This window comes from Pseudoalteromonas sp. NZS127_1, assembly GCF_015864295.1.
Lineage (GTDB): Bacteria > Pseudomonadota > Gammaproteobacteria > Enterobacterales > Alteromonadaceae > Pseudoalteromonas > Pseudoalteromonas arctica.
Genome location: NZ_JADYXO010000007.1, coordinates 106,942 through 130,116 on the forward strand (window position 1 = coordinate 106,942; position 23,175 = coordinate 130,116).

Genomic DNA, 23,175 nt, shown 5'->3' on the forward strand with positions numbered 1-23,175 from the left:
ATTTTGAAATTTTTACTAAAGGCAGTTACTTTTTATTTGCTTACCACTTCAATTGTTTTAGCTAACACACAATTTAATAAAGTAGGCGAAGCACGAATGGAGTATTTATTTTGGGATGTATATGACGCTGTGCTATTTACCCCTTCAGGTAATTACAGCGCAGGAACACATCCTGTTAAGTTTAAGCTTACCTATTTACGTGACTTTGACGCTAAAGAAATAGTAAAAGCAACAAATGAGCAGTGGCAACATCTTGGAAAAGCAGGGCTGGCAGATAAATACGACCGTAAATTGTTGTCTATTTGGCCTGATATAAAAAAGGGTGACTCACTAACATTGGTGACAAATGAGCAAGGTATGAGCACTTTTTATCATAATGATGAAAAAATGGGTGAAATTGATGAACCTCAATTTTCGAGTGACTTTTTAGCTATTTGGCTTGATGAAAAAACCTCTGAGCCAAAACTACGAAAGCAATTATTAGGGAATTAATATGAACATATTAAACACGTTAAAAGCAGCTGTTATGAGCCTCTCGGCTCTACTTTTAATTAGCTGTTCGGCACCAAATGTTGAACATTATAAAAATACATCGCCAAATTTCGACTTTAAAACGTTTTTTAGCGGAAATTTGAAAGCCTATGGTGTTGTACAAGACTTTAAAGGCGAATTGACCCGAAAGCTTGTCGTAGATATGAATGCGACTTGGGACGGTAACCAGGGCGTTATTGAAGAAGACTTTATTTATGATGATGGCGAAACCCAAAAGCGAATCTGGAAAATAACGTTAAATGAAGACAATAGTTTAACGGGGACAGCAGCTGATGTTATAGGTACAGCAAAAGGCAAAAGTGACGGCAGCGTATTTCATTGGAATTATGATGTAGAGCTTCCATACGATGGCAGTACTTTAGAAGTGAATTTTGACGATTGGATGTACCTGGTTACACAATCGCGCTTGATAAACCGCACATCTATTGTTAAGTTTGGAGTCGAGGTCGGGGAAGTGACCTTAGTTATCGAAAAAATATAGCTTATTTACCCAGTTGCTTAACTTGCGCCAAAATTGTACTCAAATTAAGTCTTTGTTAACCCAACACGCTGTATTCTACCGAGAATTATTTAAATTTTACTCATTTTTTAAGAATTTAAGCAAAAAATGCAATTTGCTGTTGCTAACTCTTTAAAAATGCATAAAGATAGGTTTTGCGAAGGCAAAATAATAACGAATAGGAATCTAACAATGAATAAAGCTCAATTAGTTGAAAAAATTGCTACTGATGCAGAAATCTCTAAAGCCGCTGCTACTCGTGCTCTTGACGCGTTTACAGGTGCTGTAACTTCTTCTTTAAAAGAAGGTGATTCAGTAGCATTAGTTGGTTTTGGTACTTTCTCAGTAAAAGAACGTGCAGCTCGCACTGGCCGTAACCCACAAACGGGTGCTGAGATCCAAATCGCAGCGGCAACTATCCCAAGCTTTAAAGCAGGTAAAGGTCTTAAAGACCAAGTAAACCCTTAATAGGTTTAACGAATTAAAATAAAAAAAGAGCTATTTAGCTCTTTTTTTTTATGTTTAATAAAGACATCAATTGATGCCTTTATATTATAAATTTATGCTTTTAAGGCTTTATCGCCTCGGCCAATGCCAACAGCACCAGAACGTACAACTTCAATAATATCGGTTTCATGGCGAAGTGTGTCTAAAAACGATTCTATTTTGTCTGTACTGCTCACTAGTTGCAGGCTATAGCTTTGCCGGCCCATATCTAAAATAACACCCTGGAACACATCAACTACGCGGGTAACCGCTGCACGAGTCGTCTCGTCTTGAGCAAATACCTTAACAAGCAATAACTCTCGCTCAATGTGACTCATTTCTGTTAAATCGATAATTTTAAGCACGTCGACTAATTTGTTAACTTGCTTTGTGATCTGCTCAACCACTCTGTCATCACCCATGGTGGTAATGGTAATACGTGATAACGACTGATCATCAGTTGTGCCAACAGTTAGGCTGTCAATGTTGTATGCACGTTGTGAAAAAAGCCCAACAATACGCGACAGTGCACCTGGTTCGTTTTCCAATAGAATAGATAAAATACGACGCATTATGCTTTTACTCCTTTACGTAACCACATCTCATCAATGCCACCTAACTTGATTTGCATTGGGTATACATGTTCTTTCTCGTCTACAAGAATATCTAAAAAGACTAAACGATCGTTTATGCTCATAGCTTTATCGATAGCAGGTTGTAACTCATCAAGTGTGTTTACTTGTATGCCTACATGCCCGTAGCTTTCAACTAACTTAACAAAATCAGGCAGTGAGTCCATGTAAGATGATGAATGACGACCGCCATAAACCATGTCTTGCCATTGGCGTACCATACCTAAAGAACGGTTATTTAGGGATACAACTTTTACCGCTAAGTTGTACTGCAAACAGGTAGATAACTCTTGAATGTTCATTTGAATAGAGCCATCACCTGTAATACATACAGACTCTTTATCAGGAAAAGCAAGCTTTACGCCCATAGCTGCAGGTAAGCCAAAGCCCATAGTGCCTAGGCCGCCTGAATTTATCCACTGACGAGGATGCTTAAATGGGTAATATTGCGCTGCAAACATTTGGTGCTGACCAACGTCAGAACTTACGTAAGCATCGCCATTAGTGGCTTTATAAACAGCTTCAATTACGGCTTGTGGCTTAATTTTGTCGCCATCTGTGTTGTAGCTTAAACATTTTTGTTCACGCCAGCTGATAATTTGGCGCCACCAATCTTCTTGCGCGCTTCGATCTATTTTAATTGGGCTTTTATCAATACCCGTTTGTAGTTGTTCTAGTACTGTTGCTAAGCAACCTACAACCGGTATGTGCGCTTTGATTGTTTTTGAAATTGAAGTTGGATCTACATCTACATGGACAATGGTGGCATTTGGACAAAACTTTTTAACGTTATTAGTTACTCGATCATCAAAACGAGCACCAAGCGCTAAAATCACATCGGCGTTTGCCATTGCTTTGTTAGCCTCAAGCGTACCGTGCATGCCTAGCATACCTACAAAGTTTGGATGTACACCTGATATGCCGCCAAGCCCCATTAGTGTATTGGTAATGGGCGCATTTAACGACTCAACTAAATGCGTTAATTGCTCTGACGTATTTGAAATAACAATACCACCGCCAGAGTAGATAACCAGTTTTTTGGCTTCTAAAATAGTTGTTACCGCTTTACGAATTTGTTTTGAATGCCCTTTAGTATTAGGGCTGTATGTTCTTAGCTCTGTTGTTTTAGGAAATTCGTATTCAAACTTAATAGCAGGGTTAAGCATATCTTTAGGAAGCTCAACTACAACAGGTCCAGGACGACCTGTACTGGCTATATAAAAGGCTTTAGCTAAGATTGTTGGGATTTCTTTAGCACTTCTACAGTTAAAGCTGTGTTTAACTATAGGGCGAGAACAGCCAACAATATCAGTTTCTTGGAATGCATCGTCACCAATTAAACTTGTAGGCACTTGGCCTGACAATACAACCATAGGAATTGAATCCATGTAGGCCGTTGCAATACCCGTTATACAGTTTGTAGCGCCAGGGCCTGAGGTTGCAAGTACAACACCAACGTCTCCAGTAGCACGAGCATAACCATCAGCCATATGTGTGGCAGCTTGTTCATGACGTACTAATATATGCTCAATATCATCTTGCTGAAAAAGTGCATCATATAAGTCTAAAACCGAACCACCGGGGTAGCCAAATATGTATTTTACCTTTAACTCTTTTAATGCCTGAACTACTAGTTCAGAGCCATTATATTCTTGTTTGCTCATCCTCATTCCTCTGTGCGCTTTTTTATGCATAAAAAAACCCCCGCGTAGTGCGAGGGTTTTTAAAAAGCAGTATCACCTTTTAATACATCCCCGCTGGGCTTATAACTAAGACCAGTACGAGTACGACTAAAAGGTTAATTTGTGTGTTCATAGTTTTTACTCTACTTAGCAAAACACTGCTTTTAAATTAAAAATTCTGTATAGGTTTATTTTTAAGGGTTTTGAACCCTTATGTCAACCTTGAAAGTGGTTTTTTGCATTTTAAATTCGTTTTGTAGCTTTTTTTAATTTAAATCTGCAGAAATACTGTATTTAACTGAGTTAACTAGCAGAAATTATGCGTTTTAGGTTGTGTGTTTGATTTTAGTTATAAAAGAGTGTGAAAGACCATTAACTTTTATTGCACATGTTAACTATATGTTTTTATCGCATGTTTAAATTTCTATTATTAGGTATGATTACTACATAATTATGTTTGAGGAAAACACAGTGAAAAAAGTGACGTTAATTGCGCTTTTAACTACGCTATTAAGCCCTATAGTAGCGGCTAATAATTTAAGCCCGCATGATGTTGGTATAACTAACGAAGAACGTATTTTATATTGGCTTAAAAAAAGAGACCAAATATCCTCTAGTGAGTTAGATAGTTCATTTAAGTCATATATGAGTAACAAAGAAGTTGCCAATCACTCAATTAAAAATGGCTTTAGGCGATTTAAATCTTCCTCTACGGATTTTTCAAACACAAATAAAAAACAAGCCGCTTTTTCAACGTCGCTAGTGCCTGATCAAAGCGTTAATGATGTAAAAGTGTTAGCTATCTTAATTGATTTTCCTGACCTCAAACATGACGATGATCGACTTGTACAGCAAGACACCGACATGTTTTACGCTGATTATTCAACTGAACACTATCAGCAAATGCTTTTTAATACTCAAGGTTATGCGGGCCCTGATGGACAAAGCTTATCAACGGCTGCAGATTATTATAAAGCAGCGTCTGGTAATAGCTTAAACTTTAACGGGCAAGTATATGGCTGGGTAACCGCTGATAGTAATGCAAAAACATATGGTGAACGCCAAGGCAGTACGCGTGATAAAAATGCGCCCGCTTTAGTCAAAGAAGCGGTAGAAAAAGCCGTTGCACAATTTAATATTAATTTAGCCGATTATGATTTAACCGATTTAGATGATATTGATGGCGATGGAATTATTAACGAACCCAATGGCATTATTGACCATGTAATGATTTTTCATTCAAGTATTGGCGAGGAAGCGGGTGGTGGCTACCTAAGCACCGACGCTATTTGGTCGCACCGCTACTATGTATTTGATGAAAGTAGCGGGCCGAGCGAGATTGCAGGCAGCAATATAAAGCTCTTTGGTTATACAATTAATCCAATTGATGCTGGGATTGGCGTGGTGGTACATGAGTTTGGGCATGACTTGGGATTATTAGATGAATACGACTTACAATCTAACACGGTAGGTGAGCCTGTCGCGTCTTGGTCAGTTATGTCGACAGGAAGTTGGGCAGGTTCTCCACGAGGCTCAGAGCCTGTTATGTTTAGCCCTTATGCGCTTGAATATTTACAAAATCGATACCAGGGTAATTGGGTTAATCAGCTCACGCTTGATATGGATGAGATAGATGCTAACGCACAGCAAACATTAATTAATACTGCGAGTACTTCACAACTACAAAGCCAAATAAAAATAACACTGCCATCTCGACTCGAAAAATTTAAAACGCCAGTAGAAGGCGATTTTCAATACTATTCAAATACGGGCGACAATGTTAGTAACAGCTTAGTTAATACAGTAACGCTACCAAACACAACTGAGGCACTTACTTTAAGCTTTATTGCTTATTACAGTATTGAGCGCGACTATGATTTAGTACAGGTAAAAGTAAATGGGGAGCCTATTGCTAGTAATTATACGCAAGCAATTAACCCATACTATGGTGACATTGGTCCGTATATATCAGGTGATTCATTTTTTAATAGTGATGCTAAGCAACCTAACGGCTATTTAACTCATAAGTTTGATTTATCAGCTTATGCTGGGCAAATCATTGATCTAAAAATTGAATACATAACAGATGCGAACACACATTATTATGGTTTTGTTGTGGATGATATGCGTATTGTGCAAAGTGATACTTTAATTTGGCAAAATAATGCACAAGATCAAATTAACACCGAGTTTAATGGCTTTGAAAAAATAGGTAGTTACACATATGCATCGCCATCACATTACTATTTACAATTGCGTTCATACACAGGCGTTGACAGTAGTTTGCAAGCAGAGCAGTACTCACCGGGATTATTATTGTGGTATAGCAATGAATCTCAAGCAGATAACAACACGACAGAGCATCCAGGTAGTGGTTTTGCATTAGTGGTAGATGCTGATCAGCGCTCGATAAATAAAGGCAGTACGCAAACTCCGGCTGCTTCAGCAATTCAAATTCGTGATGCTGCTTTTAGTTTATATCCACAGCGAGCTGGATTAGGTGATGATGATTTATCTGCTATTACAGAGTTTACTGATAAAACCGACTATAGCTTTTCAGCGCAACAGTCATCGGGCGTTGCCCTCCCACAGGTTGGCTTTGGGTTTAATATTATAAGCCAGTCAGCTGATAGTGAAGATATAGAAGTAGAGCTTAATTACGATGTTACTAAAGGTATTAATTTTACCAAAACAGGTTTAATCGTTAATTTTAATGTAGAAGGTTTTGCACTCACGCCTGCGGATAAATTCACGTGGAGTTTTGACGATGGTAGCTCAAGCACAGAGTTAACGCCTACTCATGAATATCAAGACTATGGCACCTATAGCGTTGAGTTTATGGCAAGTAATGATACTTCACAGCAAGTAGCTATAGCTCAAGTTACATTAGTTGGGCCATTATCTGTAAATGAAATTGAATATGAAATAAACCAAGGAATATTAACAGCTCAAGCTTCGTTTACAGGTGGAGTCGCACCGTATACCTATAATTGGCAGCTAGGGGATGGAAGTACTTTAACGACGCAATCGCTTACTTATAATTATTTATACTCTGGTGATTACCAAGTAACGCTTACAGTGACAGATAACGAAGGCACGGAGCAAACTAAAGCGGTTGATGTAACGGCAACTGTTCCGCTTAGCATAGACGCAAACGTTACAGTAAATGATTTAAGCGCTCAATTTAATGCGCAAGTAACTGGCGGCTTTAATAGTTATACTTACAGTTGGGATTTTGGTGATGGCAGTGCGGTATCAAACTTACAAAACCCAAGGCATACTTATCAGACTGGCGGTGCATTTAGTGTAACGTTGAATGTTACTGATACTCAAACAAATGATACTTTTACTAAAGAGTTATCTCTTACAGTGCAAAAGCAACAAAGTAGTTCGGGTTCAAGTGGCGGATCATTGGCAGGTTTATTAGTGTTATTACTTTTATGCTTACCTAGGATAAAGCGCAGCTAGCAAATAAAAAAAAGCCCGCTAAATTAGCGGGCTATTTAAATTAATAACAAATATTAATTATAAACGGTCAATTACTGATTGAGTGAAATCAGTTGTACCGTGGCTGCCGCCTAAATCGCGAGTTGTACGGTCGCCTGATTTAATTACATCAGCAACAGCACTACGAATACGCTCTGCTGTATCGCCCATATCTAAATGCTCAAGCATTTGGATAGACGCTAAAATTACAGATGTTGGGTTAGCTAGGTTTTTGCCAGCAATATCTGGTGCACTACCGTGTACAGCTTCAAAAATTGCAGCGTCTTCACCAATGTTAGCACCTGGAGCCATACCTAAACCGCCAACTAAACCAGCACAAAGGTCAGATAAAATATCACCAAATAAGTTAGTCGTAACAATTACGTCAAACTCTTCAGGTGTCATTACCAGTTTCATACACGTTGCATCAACAATCATTTCATTTGATTCAATTTGTGGGTAACGCTCAGCTACTTCACGTGCTACTTTTAAAAACAAACCAGATGTTGATTTTAAAATGTTAGCTTTATGAACAGCAGTTACTTTTTTACGACCTTCACGTACCGCTAGCTCATATGCAAAAGTTACGATTTTTTCTGCGCCTTCACGCGTAATTATCGATTTTGCTTCTGCTTCATTACCGTCTTCACTTACTATTTGGCCTGCACCTGAGTACATACCTTGCGTATTTTCACGAATAGTAATGATATCAATATCGTCGTAACGCGCTTTAGTGCCAACAAATGATTTAACAGGGCGTACGTTAGCGTATAAACCAAATTGCTTACGAAGTGTTACGTTAATAGACGTAAAACCTTCACCTACAGGCGTTGTTAATGGGCCTTTAAGAGTGATTTTGTTTCTAGCTATTGTATCAACCGTGTCTTGTGGAAGTAACTCACCTGTTTTTTCAAGTGCAGCTAGGCCAGCATCAACAAATTCATAATCAAAGTCGCAACCTGCGGCTTTTAATATTTCAAGTGCTGAGTCGATAATGCTCGGACCGATGCCGTCGCCTTTGATCACTGTGATGGTTTGTTTGGCCATTGACTTTTCCTTTAAAGAGTTTGATTTGCACATAAATTATTACCCTGAGAGAGTAATCGCTTGTTAGATCATTTATGTGAACGTGCTTGAAAATTTAAGGGCGCATTTATATCAACTTATCACCCATTTTGCTAGTTTATACAAGAAATACTGGGTATACACCAAAGTTATAATGGGTATGAAGACGTTAAATAGGTTTCCATAAATTAAATACAATTAAATAACGCGAGAGATTCTAATTTTTGATTAAAATCAGTTGGGTTTTGCCAATTTAGTATTTTCAGTTGTTCGTTTAATGTTTGCAGTTGCCACGCTGTTAGCGCAAGTTCTGGTTTAAAAACACTCTGGGCAACAATTTTAAGTGTGATCCAGAGTTTATGAGAATCAGTTAAGTGTTTTTTAGGTGTTTGCTCTGCTTCTAAAAGTGCCGTTGTCCATGGGTTGTCACTTAATAAATGAGTAAGCTGTTGCGTTAGTTGCTCGTTATTAATTGAATCTACTCCAAAAAATGAGCAAATAGGGGCACTCAATGTTTTATTTGGTGTGTCGTCAATCAGCGTTTTACGAGAAAGCTGTGTACTGCATTGCGTTAATAAAAAATGAGCATAAGCATATAAAGGTAATGTAATGTGTTCAAACTGGTCGTGTTTATTTTTACTGACTAATAAGGCCATTATTTTCACTAAACCATTTAATCTGTTAGTAACGTAGGCTTGTAGAGGGTGTGGGGTAACATTAACTAATTGCTCAAAAACAACTCTTTGAATTATCGCAGGTGCATTATAATAACCGACCATCGATAAACTATGCTTTAAGTCTTTAGCGGCCTGATGCTCCTTATTATAAGGTTTTACTGCCTCACATAAATTAGCAACTACCTGAGGGTGAGCCGCCATTAGCTGGCTTAGCCCTTTATAGCTATATTCGTGCTGTGACTTAATATTACTTATTAGTTCAAGTAAAGACTGTGCTTTATCAACGCCAACCACACTTTTTGACTTAACATGTTCACTGTTAAACACTTTGAAGCTAATGGTTTTATCAGCGCAATGCCATTGTTTTGGGTTGTCGTTAAGGGTTGCTTTAACGCTAAACCAAGCTAATTTATTTGGATTAGTGTTACTAATTAAAATATGTTTTTGCTGCGCATCAGTCGCTAAATAAATCATTGTTTGCTCGGCATAAAAAACGCGGCTTCCCGGTAATAGTGGCCCCAAATGGGCTATAAGTGATTTGATTAGCTGCAGTGCAAACAAATTTGGTGTGCGAATATACAAGTCAGTAAGTGCTTTAAATAAACTCATGTGTTTATTAGCCGTATTACTAGTAATGTTCATACTAATAATATTTGCTAAAGCAATTAGTGTTATGCCCCCATCGTAAAGCATTATTTTAGGAGCACTTACCAATGCTTGTTTATATTTACTTAACTTAGCTAATAATTGCGTAACGGGTTTGGCAGAATCGCCACTGGATAACATTACTTTAGCAGCTAACTGATGACGCATTTTCCATATGTTTTTATCAGAGTCTTGAAAAGGTGTTTGCTCACAGAGCTTGTTTAATTGCGCCCCAACACATAAATGCTCAATGAGTGAAGCCGCTATGTATAGCTCGCTTAGGGCATTGTTATAGTGTTGAGATTTACAAAGTGCAGCGGTTATTACACTTTGACTAACAACTAAGTTGGTGGCATAAGAATAATTAGGATTATAAAGTGTTAAACGAGCTTGTAATGCGAATGGCTGTTCACTATAGAGCACTCTATATTGCTCAGCTAGCTTACTTGCCATGGGGTATAAGGCTGTCCATTTTTGTTTATTGTTATAATAGCTTAAAAACAGCTGCGTATTATTAAGCAGCTGCTCTAAAGTAGTTGAAACAGCTTCATCCATTAAACCTTCACCTAATTTTGTTCTTGATATTTATTATATGCACTAGGACCCCATAAAAATAGCTGCCCATTTTTAAATAATAACCCAGTACATTCATCCATAGTGGTTATACCGTCAGATGTTTTATGCTGTGTACGGTAAAAAACTATCTGAAATACCTGTTCACCATCTCGTTTGGCATAAGTAAGGTCGGGGCTGCCTAAATAATCAAGCACAGTATTTAGTGTTGTTGGCTGCTCAAGTGATAGTTTTTCGATATAACGTTTATTAAAAGCTTCTCGGTCTTGCCAGATCATAGCCTGAGGATCGTCTTTATAAAAGGTGATCACCAACGCTGCTATCAGTGCATATAGCCCTAAACCTAAGATTAAATATCGGATAAATTTTTTCAATATGGTTTACTCTGACTCCGGTAACTAATAATAGTATACGTTTTGTAATGTTTAGAGGCTATTAACTTGCGACTAATTAAGTCTTAACTGCTTTAAACTAAAGCCTAAATTTATATCGGTGCGTAAACTAACCAAGTGCTTTGAGATTACGTACATATCCATATTAGCGGCTAACTTTGCTTTAATACTCGGGCTTAGAGACTCATCTTCGGCCGCATGCTCAATTGAATTATAGTTATTAACTATTTGCTGCGCAGACTTAGTGCCTATTCCTTTTACTCCCGGAATATCATTTGTTTTATCGCCCGCTAATGCCCAAAAATCAACGAGCTTATTTTGCTCAACACCAAAACGCTCTTTTATACTTGTCTCATCTAAATAGAGTTTTTTAAAGTAATCATAAACTGTAATGTAGGGGCCTAAGTAGGGTAAAAAGCCTTTATCAGTAGAGACAACAGTATTAGCTATTTGATTATTTGATGCCTTAAATGCAAGCGTTGCAATAATGTCATCGGCTTCATCGTTAATAGGCTCAAATACAACAATACCGGTTTCTTCTATTGCGGTTTTAAAGTGCTCTAAGGCATCTTTTAGCACTTGAGGCATTGGGGCACGGGAGTGTTTGTAGTCTTTATAAAAATGATAACGCCAGCTTTTGTCACCATCAAATACCGCAATCGCATGGGTTGCATTGCTTGTATCTAAAAGCTTTTTGCACGCATGAGCTACACGTGCACAGCACGTTTGTATCATTTGCTCATCACTGTGATGTTTTTGATTAGCGTCAACGGCGTAAATGCGCCTAATTAAATTAAGCGCATCAATAAGAAGTAAATGGGGTTTCAAACTATAAAACTCATGCTTTTATTTTGTAACACGGAATATATTTGCTGCCAGGGAGTTTCATACGGCCTTGATCAACAAATGCTTGTAATAACGTATCCATATTTTCCATAAGGGCAGGCTCGCCACTTAAAATGTATGGACCGTTTTGCTTAATGGCTTTAACGCCTTCGTCTTTTACATTTCCAGCTACAATACCTGAAAAAGCTCTGCGTAAATTAGCCGCTAATAACTGCTTTGGTTGATCAAGATGTAAATCAAGACTTGCCATATTTTCGTGTGTTGGGGCAAAAGGTTGTTGAAAATCGTTATCGATTTTTAACGTCCAGTTAAAGTAGTAGGCATCGCCTTCACTTTTACGGTAATCACGAACATTGGCCATAGCCGATCTTAGCTTTTGTCCAACTAACTCAGGATTATCAATAATAACTTCAAACTTATCTAATGCTTCTTTACCAAGCGTCATTTCAACAAATTCACACAGCTCTTTAAAGTACGCTTCACTTTCTTTAGGGCCAGTTAAAATCACAGGCAAACATTGTTTGGTGTTATCTGGATGAAGTAATATGCCTAATAAATATAGCAATTCTTCAGCAGTACCTGCGCCACCAGGAAAAATGATAATAGCGTGAGCTGTTCTTATAAAAGCTTCAAGGCGCTTTTCAATGTCAGGTAAAATAACTAATTCGTTAACAATAGGGTTTGGTGGCTCTGCAGCAATAATGCTTGGCTCTGTTAGGCCTAAGTAACGGTTATTGGTATTGCGCTGTTTTGCATGGCCAATAGTGGCACCTTTCATTGGGCCTTTCATGGCACCAGGGCCACAACCAGTACAAATATTTAATCCACGTAAGCCAAGCTCGTAACCCACTTGTTTTGTGTATTTATATTCAACTTCGTTTATTGAGTGTCCGCCCCAGCAAACAACCATACTTGGCTCGCTATTAACACGCAAAGCACCGGCATTTCTGAGCATATCGAATACCATATGAGTAATGGCTTTTTGCTCTTTTAAATCTTTTTCGTATTTTTGACAAATAAACAAAATATCGCGAATAACAGAAAATATATGCTCGTGAATTCCGGTAATTATTTCGCCATCAACAAATGCGGTTTCGGGTGGGTTTTCAAGCTCAATTTTAATGCCTCGTTCGCGGCTTACTAAACGAATATCAAAATCTTTGTATTTGTCGTATATATCGCTACTTTCGTCGGTATGGCTACCTACATTAAGCACTGCTAGTACGCAGTTTCTAAATAACTTATAACGCTCACTAGCAGAAGATTGCTCTAATAAATCAACTTCTAATTGCGACAGTAAATCTAAAACCCCAGTTGGGTTTAACTGTATTAACATAGACGTTCTCCTTACTGCTAAATCGTAAAAAACTACTTGTCATAAAATTTATAATGGCTATGACATTATTTACTGGTACAAAGTCTATCTCGTCCTGAATTTTTGGCCTCGTAAAGAGCATCATCTGCTCGATCAAATGCCTTTAACAGAGTATCGCCTTTTTTAAACTGAGTTGCACCTACCGAAATAGTGATCTCAATTTGTTTTTCTCTAAATTTAAAAGGTATATTTTTAATTACCTTTCTTACTTTATCCAGAGGTAATGTTGCGTTTTCAAGCGACACACCTGGCATTAACAATACAAATTCTTCACCGCCGTAACGCGCTATAAAATCGGACTTTCTTACCGATTTTTGCAACGCTTTTGATATAACCTGTAAGGTAATGTCACCTGCGGTATGGCCAAATCTATCATTGATAGATTTAAAGTGGTCAACATCAATAACCGCAAGCGTAACATCTGATGGCTGCACATTAAACAAATGCATTTCGTGATTGTAACGTTCATCAAATGCAGCTCGGTTAGGCAGTTTTGTAAGCCCATCAAGTAAACTTTTAAAGCGCTGTTCGTTTAAGCGTTTTTTATACGTTGTTAACTTATCTTCTAAAGTAATAATTCGTTTGTTTATTTCACTAAAGCTAGTGCTAAGCATTTCTCTGTCTTTTCGTTCTAACTTTTCTTTTGCTAGAAAATCTTCGCTTAGTGATTTTAATTCGTTATCTACAAGTTCTTTTAAAGATGAGATTGACGTTGCTTTTTGTGTTTGTTCGTTGAGGTTTTTTATTTTTAGTTCAATGCTTTTATTTAACGAATCAAACTCAATACTCATCGATTCTGAGTGTCTACTAGTAGAGACAATAGAATTATGTAGATCTTCGAGGGTTTGATTTAATGAAACTAAAAAGCTTTGTGCAGATTTACGCTCTTTGCTAATGTTTTTTACTACGACTTCAATTATGTTAATCGCAACATCGAGTAATGCATCGATTGTGTCACTTTCTGTAATATTATTTTTTATACTATTAATTTGTAGTGTAGCTTCTTCTTCAAGTATAAGTTCGTTAGCTAGCTCAAGTAGTTTTTTTGCACGAGCCTGTTTTACAGGGCGCTGATTATCGGCTTGAGGGTCTTGCTTAGTTAGTAATGCTTCATGATAAAAGAGAATAAGTTGATCAAGTAGCGGAATATAACCATGGGTTGACTGAACGTTATTAATCTCTTGATCGAGTAAATTTCTCAGGGCTCTGCGAGTATCGTCAGGTAAACCTTTAGTTTTTTGTAACTGTTTACCTGCATTTTGTACACTGTTGAATAAATCACGTTGCTGAGCTTGCTGAATCGATTCTTGATTTTTAAGTAATATCAAAGTTTCACTAACAAGGGGGGAGAGGTCTTCAAAGCTCATACCTTTATTGAGTGCACTTCTAAATTTAGCAAGGCGATTATCTAACTCAATATCAAGCCCTTTACAGCTTAGCGAAAGTTTAGCTGCAAAGTCGCACAAAATATCCACTTGATGTTTGCGTGCACTCTCAATAGCCATACGAGCATCAATTGCTTGTTTGAGTTTTTTATCTGTTGGATTAGATCTTTCAGACACCTAAGCGTACCGCCATCAAATTAATTTTATTATCTTCAGTTTACAACAAATTTTTATTATGTGTAGTTATCTAGTAAAAAACTTAGAAATTTTAATAAGCTACTACGTATAAACTCGTATACGGGGCAATTTGTCGTATTTAATTCACTTTTAAATAGGGGCTTGCTAGTCTTGCAGGCAATTAAGTTTCCACTAAGAGTTTCTATGAAAAAGTTATTAGCCCTATCTATTTTAGCTGCATGTTCAGCACCTGTATTTGCCGATGTAAATTATTCTTTAGAAATTTCGCAACCACAACATCATTTAGGCGATGTAAGTGTTGAGTTTCCAAAAACAGCGCAAGCACATCTTGATATAAAACTTCCTGCATGGCGAACGGGTCGCTACGAAATGCTAAACCTTGCCAATGGCATTCGTTACTTCAAAGCTAAAGATGAAGATGGTAAAGAGTTAAAATGGGAAAAAATTGATCACAGTACATGGCGTGTACACCTTAATGAGCCAACAGAAGTTAATGTTGACTACCAGGTGTATGCAAATGAGCTTGGTAAGCGCGCTCGCCACATTGACGACAGCCATGCATTTATAGATGCATCAGGCTTTTTTATGTTTAGTGAATCATTTCGCCAAGAGCCAGTAACCGTTAATTTAGAAGTGCCTAAAAAGTGGCGCTCTGTATCGGGTATGGATAATTTAAAAGGCAAAAATTCATTTAAAGCAGCAGATTACGACATACTTGTTGATTCACCAATCGAAACGGGTATTAACCAACTACACACATTTGAAGTAGATGGCCGTGAATACGATTTAGTTATATGGGGCGACGGTAACTACGATGTAGAGCAAATGCTTACCGATCTTAAAAAATTAGTTGCTACTGGTAATGTAATTTGGGATGGCTATCCATATGAACGTTATGTATTTATGGTTCATGCTACGTCGGGTGCTGGTGGTGCAACAGAGCATTTAAACTCAACAATTATTCAACGTCCACGCGATAGATTTGGTAGCCGCGAAGATTACCTAGCCTTTATTAGCACCGCTGCGCATGAGTTTGTTCATACGTGGAATGTTAAAGCATACCGCCCTCAAGGTTTAGTGCCGTACGATTACACTAATATGAATTACTCTAAACTGCTTTGGATTGCAGAGGGTTCAACAAGTTATTTTGAAGATCATTTAATGGTTCGCTCTGGTATTGAAACCACAGATGAATTTTTTAAAGTGATGAGTAAAACCATTAATCGTCATTTACAAACACCGGGCCGTGAAGTGCAAAGCGCAAGCGAAACAAGCTTTGATAAATGGATTAACCAAGGTGGCGATCATGCACGTAACTACAGCACTAATATTTATTCTGAGGGTTCGTTACTTTCATTAGTTTTAGATATCGACTTGCTAGAAAAAAGCCAAGGTAAAATAAGCTATCGCGACGTACACAAAGCACTTTATAACAATCATAAAATGCCAGCTGGTTTTACAGATGTAGATGTACTTAATATCTTAAAAGATTTAACAGGGCGTGATTACTCAAGCTGGTGGCAAGAAAATGTTGAGTCGCCTGCAAGTATTAACTTTGACGACTTACTTACTAAAGTAGGCTTGAAATTTGAACGTCCTGAAAAAGCAAAAGCGCTTGCAAGCATTGATGCTACCGCTAAAAACACCGGCGAGTTACTTACGTTAAGTTACGTTCGCCGTGGTGGCAGTGCGTGGAAAGCAGGTTTAACTACCGATGATAAAATTGTCGCTATAAACAAACATCACGTAGGTAAAGATTTAAAAACCAGCTTAGAAACGTTTAAAAAAGGCGATAAAGTAACCATTGACTATCTTCGTCGCGATGCTCTTGAAAGCTTAACATTAGTATTATCAGAAGATTTTGATAAGCCTAAAAAAGTAGTTGCTGATAAAGAGGCAACGCCTGAGCAAAAAGCACTATTCAAAGCATGGATTGGCGTGGAACATCCAAATGATGTGACAAAAAAATAAATTCAGTTTTTATAGCGTTTAAATATAGTTAACAATTATTAAAAAAGAGCTTCGGCTCTTTTTTTGTTTTGTATAATGGCGTATATAATGTACATGGAAATTTAATATTAAAATTAAATTTAATTATTATTTAGTATTTCTCTATTATTAAATAAAATTATTTATGGATATAGCCTCAAAATGAAATTAGATAACCCGACTTCAAACTTAACCCATCAATTTGTAATTAACGACTATTTGCATCAATTATTTGATGCGGTAAATGTTATTTCTGTTCAAGGTTATGACAATGAACGTCGTGTTATTTATTGGAATGAAGGCAGTGAGCGACTTTATGGATATACCAAAGAAGAAGCCATAGGACAAAAAATAGAAGACCTTATAATTCCAGAGCCAATGTGTGAATTAGTTATTAACGCACATAGTGAATGGGTAAAAAACGATATAGAAATTCCAGCATCTGAAATTATCTTACAAGACAAAGATGGAAACAATGTATCGGTTTTTTCCAGCCATGTTATGTTTACAAATCAATATAATACAAAACAAATGTACTGTATTGATATTGATTTATCTGAGGTTAAAAAGGCACAAGCAGATGCGTCATTTAATGAGCATATGCTAAAAACTATTTTTGGAGCAATTCCTGACTTATTTTTCTTGATGGAAAACGATGGAACTATTATTGAGTATCATGCCAGTAATGAGACCGATCTCTACACCAAGCCAAAGCAATTTATTGGTAAAAAAATGGGTGATGTACTCCCTCAAGATGTAGCCAAAAAATTTGAAACCTATATCAGCCTTGTATTAGAAAAAGAGCAGATGATGAGCTTCAAATACGAGCTAGCTTTGCCCCATGGGCTCGTTTTTTTTGAAGCAAGAATAAATAAAATAACAGAACATAACCAGTTAATGGTTATTATTCGAGATATTACAGAACAGCATAAATCAGATGAAATAATTAGACATCAAGCGTATTACGATAGTCTAACTTTACTCCCAAATCGTTTTTTAGCACTTGATCGTTTGTCGCAATTACTTATTGAAGCACAAAGAAATAACGAGAAAGCGGCAGTACTGTTTTTGGATTTAGATGATTTTAAAAAAATAAATGATTCTTTAGGCCATGAAACAGGAGACAAACTTTTAATTGAATCAGCGCAAAGGCTACAAGAGGCACTGCGAAAAGACGACACGGTAGGGCGCCTAGGTGGAGATGAGTTTATCGTATTACTACGAGGTATAACTGATCACCATGCAGCGCTAAAAATTACTGAAAAACTGGTCAATAACTTTAGAGCCCCTTTTAAAATTGAGGGTCGGGAACACATACTAACAGCGAGTATTGGTGTAGCCATATACCCAGAAAATGGCACAACCGTTGCTGATTTATTACGAAATGCTGACACTGCAATGTATCAAGCAAAATCATATGGTCGTAATACTTATTCATTTTTTACTAAAAAGATGAACGTAATTATTCAGCGCCGACTCGTAATAGAAGAGCAGATGCGTGGCGCCCTTGAGCGTAATGAATTTGAGTTATTCTACCAGCCCCAATTTGACGCCAAAAATAAACACATCATTGGTGCAGAAGCGTTATTACGCTGGCATAACCCTGTGCTAGGTAATGTAACACCCGATGAGTTTATACCTATTGCCGAAAATACAGGATTAATTGTACCTATTGGCAAGTTTGTAATTAGCCAAGCATTACACTTTTTAAACACATGGCAAAGTACCTGTAAACGCCAACAAAAATATACAATGGCTGTTAACTTATCTCCTCGCCAATTTAGAGACGTAGGGCTGCTCAGTTTTATTCAAAACTCATTGAGTGAAGCAAACGTAAACCCCGAAAGTTTAGAGCTTGAAATAACTGAAGGTGTATTGATGAGTTGCCACACTAATGTTGTTGATATACTGACTGAAATTACTGCATTAGGCATTAACTTATCAATGGATGACTTTGGTACAGGTTATTCATCATTAAGTTATTTGAGAGAATACCCTTTTAATGTACTTAAAATAGATAGAAGTTTTATTGATGGTATTGTACTAAACAATGAAGACCGTAATCTCGTAAAGGCAATTATTGCCATGTCGCACAGCTTAGGACTGACAGTGGTAGCCGAAGGTGTAGAAACAAAAGAGCAGCATACATTATTGAACGAATTGGGTTGTGATTTTATGCAAGGCTTCTATTTTAGTAAACCAATACCAGCAAAACAGTTCCTTGATTTATCGATAAATTTTGATAAAAAGTAAAATGAAACACTCGATTGTAACAATTCATTGCACGGCTATTGACCTTATTGTCCCATCGCGAGTAACCTGTTATAGAAACAAATAAAAAGGATTCTATAATGCGTTTAAAACCTCTTGTAGCTACATTAGTAGCCACATTTTCTTTATCACTTTCAAGTAGTGCCATAGCCGACGAAGGCATGTGGCAACCACACCAACTTCCAGAGTTAGAATCAATTTTAAAAGCCAAAGGGCTTGAAATTGATGTTGAATCTATTTCTAAATTAACCGAATTCCCAATGAATGCGGTAATTAGCCTAGGTGGCTGTACAGCATCGTTTGTATCGCCTAAAGGTTTAGTTGTGTCAAACCATCACTGTGTTTATGGCTCAGTACAATATAACTCAACGCCTGAGAACAACATTTTAGAAAATGGCTTTTTAGCTAAAAGTCCTGCTGAGGATTTACCAGCAGCACCGGGTTCACGCGTATACGTAACAAAAACGGTTACCAACGTAACAGATGAAGTAATTAAAGGTACTAACGAGCTAACAGCAAAAGCACGCTACGATGCACTCGAAAAAAACGAAAAAGCACTAGTAGCCCAGTGTGAAGCCGACGAAAGCTATCGTTGTAACGTGTATTCGTTTCATGGTGGTTTAGAGTTTTACCTAATTAAGTCACTTGAAATTAAAGACGTACGCTTAACTTATGCACCGGCAATGGGCGTAGGTAAATACGGCGGCGATATAGATAACTGGATGTGGCCGCGCCACACAGGCGACTTTGGTTTTTACCGTGCTTATGTAGGTAAAGATGGAAAACCTGCAGAGTACAGCAAAGACAACGTACCTTACGTACCAGACTCTTACCTAAAAGTAAGTGCCAAAGGCGTGCAAGAAGGCGACTTTGTAATGGTTACAGGCTACCCAGGGCGTACTAACCGCTACCGTATAGCAACAGAGGTAGATAACGTATTTAACGACAGTTACCCTAAAGCACGCGTTCATAACTCAAAATACGTGTCGCTTATTGAAGAAAACTCAGAAGACGGCAGCAAAGCGCGTATAGCTTACGAAAGTACTATTGCAGGTTACAACAACTATATTAAAAACTATGGTTCGATGATCGAAAGCTTTAAAAAAGGCACTATGCTTGAGCGCAAAAAACAGTTTGAGCAAGATCTAACACAATGGATCAATAGTGATGCTGAGCGTAAAGAGCAATACGGAAGCGTATTAGGTGAGCTATCTGAGCTAATTGCGCAATCACAAGAGCACAGTGAACGCGACCGTATGTTAGGTTATGTACATCGCTCACAAATGATCAGCACAGCACGACGTTTATACCGCTTAGCTTACGAAAAACAAAAGCCAAATAGCGAACGTGAATCTGGTTATCAAGAACGTGACTTACCTCGCATTAAAGCAGGGCTTGAGCGCATGACGCGCCGTTATGATAGCAAAGTAGACAAAGCTATTTTACTGCACTTTTTAGAACTGTATGCAGCACTTCCAAAAGAAGATCGTTTTAGCGACGTTGATAACGTATTTAAAGTACAAAATGGGTTTGATAAAGCAACCCAAAGCGCGTTACTTGATAGCATGTATGAGCAGTCAAGACTCGATAATGCCACTGTTCGCAATTCATTATTTGAGCAATCGTTTAGCCAGCTAAATCAAAGCCAAGACCCATTTGTGCAGTACGCTAAAGCAATCTTTAAAGTAATGAAAACTGAGGAAGATAAATCAAAAGCACTTGCAGGTAAATTACAAGCCGCTCGCCCAGAGCTAATGAGCGCAATCATTGCGTTTAACAAAGCTAAAAACAAACCTGTATACGCCGATGCCAACAGCACATTACGAGTAACCTATGGCACCGTAGGCGGCTACTCACCTCAAGATGGCTTGGTAGCAACACCTTTTACCTCGCTTGAAGGGTTACTAGCTAAAAACACCGATGTTGACCCATTTAATGCGCCTAAAAAGCTACAAGAGCAAATTAAAGCCAAGCTTTACGGTGATTACACGGGTGGCATGAATACAGTACCCGTTAACTTTTTATCAAATGTAGACACTACCGGTGGTAACTCAGGTTCGCCAACACTTAACGGCAAAGCAGAGCTTGTAGGTTTACTGTTCGACGGTGTTTACGAAAGTATTATTGGTGATTGGGATTATAACCCAGAGCTTAATCGCTCTATCCACGTTGATTCACGCTACATGCTGTGGGTAATGGATAAAGTAGATAATGCACAAAACTTGTTAGACGAAATGACAATCGTAAAATAAGAGAAGGGCGCTTACCGTAAAGGAAGCGCCTTTTTTGTTGATGTTGGATTCGCTTATTTATGACTGCTAAGTGTCATGAGCGGACTGTCGTAACCTTAGACACTTGTATGGTAAATTTTTTAAAAGGGTAAAATAGCATCAGTTACTTTGTCTGATATTTCCAAATCTGCCTCTAAATTTAAAACTTCGTCTTTAAATGAACTATTATCAAACCTTTTGGAGAGATACTTGGTCACTTCTATTTGTATTTTATTTTCTTTAAAAAACTTATCAATAACTATTACATAGTCGCCATCCAAGTCTTGAGAGTCGACATAATCTGATTCATCACAATAAGATAGAAACTCAGCGAGCATCATCGCTTTACTTTGTAAGTATGAGTTTATAGCATTTTTTGCAAACTCTGAGTATTGAACGTATAAAACAGAAGACAATGTATCTCCCCAATAAAAGTTCTTTAGCCTACCGGCTTCATCTATTCGCACTTTTGAATCACTACCTACTAGTTTTAATAAAGAAGGATAATTTATATTAATTCTTGAATTATCATCTAAACAAAGTGCATTTTTCTTATACGGGATAAGAAAATATTTTCTGTAATTTCTTTCATCGATAGTTTCAAGAAACGATAGGGTATTTTGCCATTTTCTAAACTCATTAAAATCATTGATGACTAGTTTATAAAAACCTATTTTACGATCCTCACTAAGCATTGAAATAAATACGGAAGCAAAATACTCCTGAATACTTTTATGAGTGAAAGAGAATTCATCAAAACCATCTCGAATGATTAGTGCAGTAATACTTGTTATATCGTCAATTAAACGATCTTCCAAATTTTCTGGGAGTCCATCCAATTTTGCCGAATTATGTAAATAATCTTGAAATAAATAGCTAGGAAATCGAGTGTTATTATCATTCAAAGATAAGAAACTTAAGGAGTTAAATAATCGTTGCATTTGATAATCGGTTAAGCCAGCCTTTCTTTCTCTCTCAAAGCCCATTTTCATTCTATCGTGCCTATAAAGCATCGTTGGGAAAATTAAGCTGTAAAATTCAGAAAGGCTGTCTGGTTTGAACTGTCTCGCATTATAAGTAATAGTAAATAAGGTAAGTAATAAAGCTGTAGTAGTAACTTCAGAGATAAAGTCACTGTTTGAAAGGATTGTATTAATACTTTCTGCTTCCTTATCTGATTCATATAAATGGTTTACAAATTTCTTTTGTGTATCAAGTGACATAGGGCTTATTTTTCGTTTAGAAAAATAAAAAGAAGAGCCCATACCAGAATCTGGTCTTGAAGACACCACAATCCGTAAATCAGGATAAGTTCTTACTATTGTTTCTAACTCTCTTGCGATTCGGGTTCTTTCGTTATTTGGTACCTCATCAAAACCATCTAAGAATAAGACTATTTTTTTTGACTTCGCCAAAAAATCAAATAGAGAATTATCAAGTTTAACCCCTAGATCTTCGATTGCTTCCATTAACTCTTCTTTGAGCTTTTTCTTATATCCCAAATTTCTAAATTCGATAAAAATAGGTATAAAATTACTTCCAGCTCCTTCTTTGATGCAAAGTTTTCTAAGGTATAAAGATTTCCCTTGACCAGGACCTCCTTCGACTAGGACTTGTTTAGTACCAAATTGACTAAATGATTCAATTTTTTCACCGTCAAAAAGTACAGCGTCATCAAAAAATATATTATTTAAATTTACAATTGAATCGGGATTTAATATGGTTTTCACTTGTCCTATTCGTTCAACATTATCTTTAAAGGACTTAAGCTTACCGATAGCGAATGCTTCAGATATTTTTTCTTGAACTTTTCCTTTGGCAGACTTTAATAAGTCATCGACAATACCATCGAGACCACCAGTTGCTTTTTTTATTATATCGTCAATCATAACGGCTCCATGTAGGTTGAGGATTTCTCTATTTGCCTAGCAGCTTATTGAACACCATTGTGGTTTTTTATAACACACCAAAATGGCGTATATTACATATCCTGATAATTTCACCAATAATTACATTTGTAAACAGGTAATTAAAACAGCTAGGAATTAAGCATGTTATTTTACCCCAAAACGGCGTTTAATAATGTTATCGGACAAAATTAGGCTCCTACTCAAAGAAGTAGGAATAAATTTAACTTTTCCAGTGTCCGGTT

The 23,175-nt window shown here is 37.2% G+C and carries 16 protein-coding genes; 7 read left to right on the top strand and 9 right to left on the bottom strand.

The genetic code is table 11. The annotated features are described in order from the left end of the window. Positions 1 to 3: 3 nt before the first annotated feature. From I6F50_RS08800 to I6F50_RS08810, 3 genes are all read left to right on the top strand, one after another. The gene (locus I6F50_RS08800) at positions 4 to 492 is read left to right on the top strand and encodes a chalcone isomerase family protein (RefSeq protein ID WP_165725497.1); all 489 of its coding nucleotides are present in this window, start codon (positions 4 to 6) and stop codon (positions 490 to 492) included. Position 493: 1 nt separating this feature from the next. After that, positions 494 to 1,033 (top strand): DUF3833 domain-containing protein, encoded by a 540-nt coding sequence (locus tag I6F50_RS08805; RefSeq protein ID WP_024592211.1) that lies wholly within the window; start codon positions 494 to 496, stop codon positions 1,031 to 1,033. Positions 1,034 to 1,243: 210 nt separating this feature from the next. Next, positions 1,244 to 1,519 (top strand): HU family DNA-binding protein, encoded by a 276-nt coding sequence (locus I6F50_RS08810; RefSeq protein WP_002962474.1) that lies wholly within the window; start codon positions 1,244 to 1,246, stop codon positions 1,517 to 1,519. 92 nt (positions 1,520 to 1,611) lie between these two features. Here the strand turns inward: I6F50_RS08810 and ilvN are convergent, their stop codons facing one another. Both ilvN and I6F50_RS08820 read right to left on the bottom strand, forming a co-directional pair. After that, positions 1,612 to 2,109 carry an acetolactate synthase small subunit gene (ilvN, locus tag I6F50_RS08815; RefSeq protein WP_007580691.1) on the bottom strand — a complete coding sequence of 166 codons (498 nt, stop codon included), beginning with the start codon at positions 2,107 to 2,109 and terminating at the stop codon, positions 1,612 to 1,614. Further along, on the bottom strand, positions 2,109 to 3,833 hold the full coding sequence (locus I6F50_RS08820; RefSeq protein ID WP_197139392.1) for an acetolactate synthase 3 large subunit: 1,725 nt from the start codon (positions 3,831 to 3,833) through the stop codon (positions 2,109 to 2,111). The genes ilvN and I6F50_RS08820 overlap by 1 nt, the downstream gene beginning before the upstream one ends. A 489-nt stretch (positions 3,834 to 4,322) precedes the next feature. Here I6F50_RS08820 and I6F50_RS08825 point away from each other — a divergent pair, with 489 nt between their 5' ends. Continuing rightward, positions 4,323 to 7,319, top strand: a complete 2,997-nt coding sequence (locus tag I6F50_RS08825) for an immune inhibitor A domain-containing protein (protein WP_197175967.1) — start codon at positions 4,323 to 4,325, stop codon at positions 7,317 to 7,319. A 57-nt stretch (positions 7,320 to 7,376) separates the two neighbouring features. Here the strand turns inward: I6F50_RS08825 and I6F50_RS08830 are convergent, their stop codons facing one another. The 6 genes from I6F50_RS08830 to I6F50_RS08855 form a co-directional block, all read right to left on the bottom strand. Continuing rightward, positions 7,377 to 8,384, bottom strand: a complete 1,008-nt coding sequence (locus I6F50_RS08830) for an isocitrate dehydrogenase (protein WP_007580684.1) — start codon at positions 8,382 to 8,384, stop codon at positions 7,377 to 7,379. Between the two features lie 206 nt (positions 8,385 to 8,590). Further along, positions 8,591 to 10,279 carry a hypothetical protein gene (locus I6F50_RS08835; protein WP_197175968.1) on the bottom strand — a complete coding sequence of 563 codons (1,689 nt, stop codon included), beginning with the start codon at positions 10,277 to 10,279 and terminating at the stop codon, positions 8,591 to 8,593. Between the two features lie 11 nt (positions 10,280 to 10,290). Beyond that, complete coding sequence (locus tag I6F50_RS08840) at positions 10,291 to 10,674, bottom strand: DUF3192 domain-containing protein (protein WP_024591078.1); 384 nt, start codon at positions 10,672 to 10,674, stop codon at positions 10,291 to 10,293. Positions 10,675 to 10,743: 69 nt separating this feature from the next. Then, on the bottom strand, positions 10,744 to 11,517 hold the full coding sequence (gene xni / locus I6F50_RS08845) for a flap endonuclease Xni (protein ID WP_007580680.1): 774 nt from the start codon (positions 11,515 to 11,517) through the stop codon (positions 10,744 to 10,746). Between the two features lie 10 nt (positions 11,518 to 11,527). After that, positions 11,528 to 12,871, bottom strand: a complete 1,344-nt coding sequence (gene ppnN / locus I6F50_RS08850; protein WP_007580678.1) for a nucleotide 5'-monophosphate nucleosidase PpnN — start codon at positions 12,869 to 12,871, stop codon at positions 11,528 to 11,530. Positions 12,872 to 12,936: 65 nt separating this feature from the next. Further along, positions 12,937 to 14,472 (bottom strand): GGDEF domain-containing protein, encoded by a 1,536-nt coding sequence (locus I6F50_RS08855; protein ID WP_165728000.1) that lies wholly within the window; start codon positions 14,470 to 14,472, stop codon positions 12,937 to 12,939. Between the two features lie 204 nt (positions 14,473 to 14,676). Here I6F50_RS08855 and I6F50_RS08860 point away from each other — a divergent pair, with 204 nt between their 5' ends. From I6F50_RS08860 to I6F50_RS08870, 3 genes are all read left to right on the top strand, one after another. After that, entirely contained in the window at positions 14,677 to 16,464 is a 1,788-nt protein-coding gene (locus I6F50_RS08860) for a M61 family metallopeptidase (RefSeq protein ID WP_197175969.1), read from the top strand. A 180-nt stretch (positions 16,465 to 16,644) separates the two neighbouring features. After that, positions 16,645 to 18,735: a bifunctional diguanylate cyclase/phosphodiesterase gene (locus tag I6F50_RS08865; protein WP_197175971.1), complete on the top strand. Its 2,091-nt coding sequence runs from the start codon at positions 16,645 to 16,647 to the stop codon at positions 18,733 to 18,735. A 98-nt stretch (positions 18,736 to 18,833) separates the two neighbouring features. Beyond that, complete coding sequence (locus I6F50_RS08870) at positions 18,834 to 21,005, top strand: S46 family peptidase (protein WP_197175973.1); 2,172 nt, start codon at positions 18,834 to 18,836, stop codon at positions 21,003 to 21,005. 119 nt (positions 21,006 to 21,124) lie between these two features. Here the strand turns inward: I6F50_RS08870 and I6F50_RS08875 are convergent, their stop codons facing one another. Next, entirely contained in the window at positions 21,125 to 22,912 is a 1,788-nt protein-coding gene (locus I6F50_RS08875) for an NACHT domain-containing NTPase (RefSeq protein ID WP_197175975.1), read from the bottom strand. Between the last annotated feature and the right edge of the window lie 263 nt (positions 22,913 to 23,175).

Bases quoted from the DNA above. Each gene is read 5' to 3' on its own strand.
- I6F50_RS08805 (WP_024592211.1), top strand. From the start codon at position 494: ATGAACATATTAAACACGTTAAAAGCAGCTGTTATGAGCCTCTCGGCT.
- I6F50_RS08810 (WP_002962474.1), top strand. From the start codon at position 1,244: ATGAATAAAGCTCAATTAGTTGAAAAAATTGCTACTGATGCAGAAATC.
- ilvN (WP_007580691.1), bottom strand. From the start codon at position 2,109: ATGCGTCGTATTTTATCTATTCTATTGGAAAACGAACCAGGTGCACTG.
- I6F50_RS08820 (WP_197139392.1), bottom strand. From the start codon at position 3,833: ATGAGCAAACAAGAATATAATGGCTCTGAACTAGTAGTTCAGGCATTA.
- I6F50_RS08830 (WP_007580684.1), bottom strand. From the start codon at position 8,384: ATGGCCAAACAAACCATCACAGTGATCAAAGGCGACGGCATCGGTCCG.
- I6F50_RS08835 (WP_197175968.1), bottom strand. From the start codon at position 10,279: ATGGATGAAGCTGTTTCAACTACTTTAGAGCAGCTGCTTAATAATACG.
- ppnN (WP_007580678.1), bottom strand. From the start codon at position 12,871: ATGTTAATACAGTTAAACCCAACTGGGGTTTTAGATTTACTGTCGCAA.
- I6F50_RS08860 (WP_197175969.1), top strand. From the start codon at position 14,677: ATGAAAAAGTTATTAGCCCTATCTATTTTAGCTGCATGTTCAGCACCT.
- I6F50_RS08865 (WP_197175971.1), top strand. From the start codon at position 16,645: ATGAAATTAGATAACCCGACTTCAAACTTAACCCATCAATTTGTAATT.
- I6F50_RS08870 (WP_197175973.1), top strand. From the start codon at position 18,834: ATGCGTTTAAAACCTCTTGTAGCTACATTAGTAGCCACATTTTCTTTA.
- I6F50_RS08875 (WP_197175975.1), bottom strand. From the start codon at position 22,912: ATGATTGACGATATAATAAAAAAAGCAACTGGTGGTCTCGATGGTATT.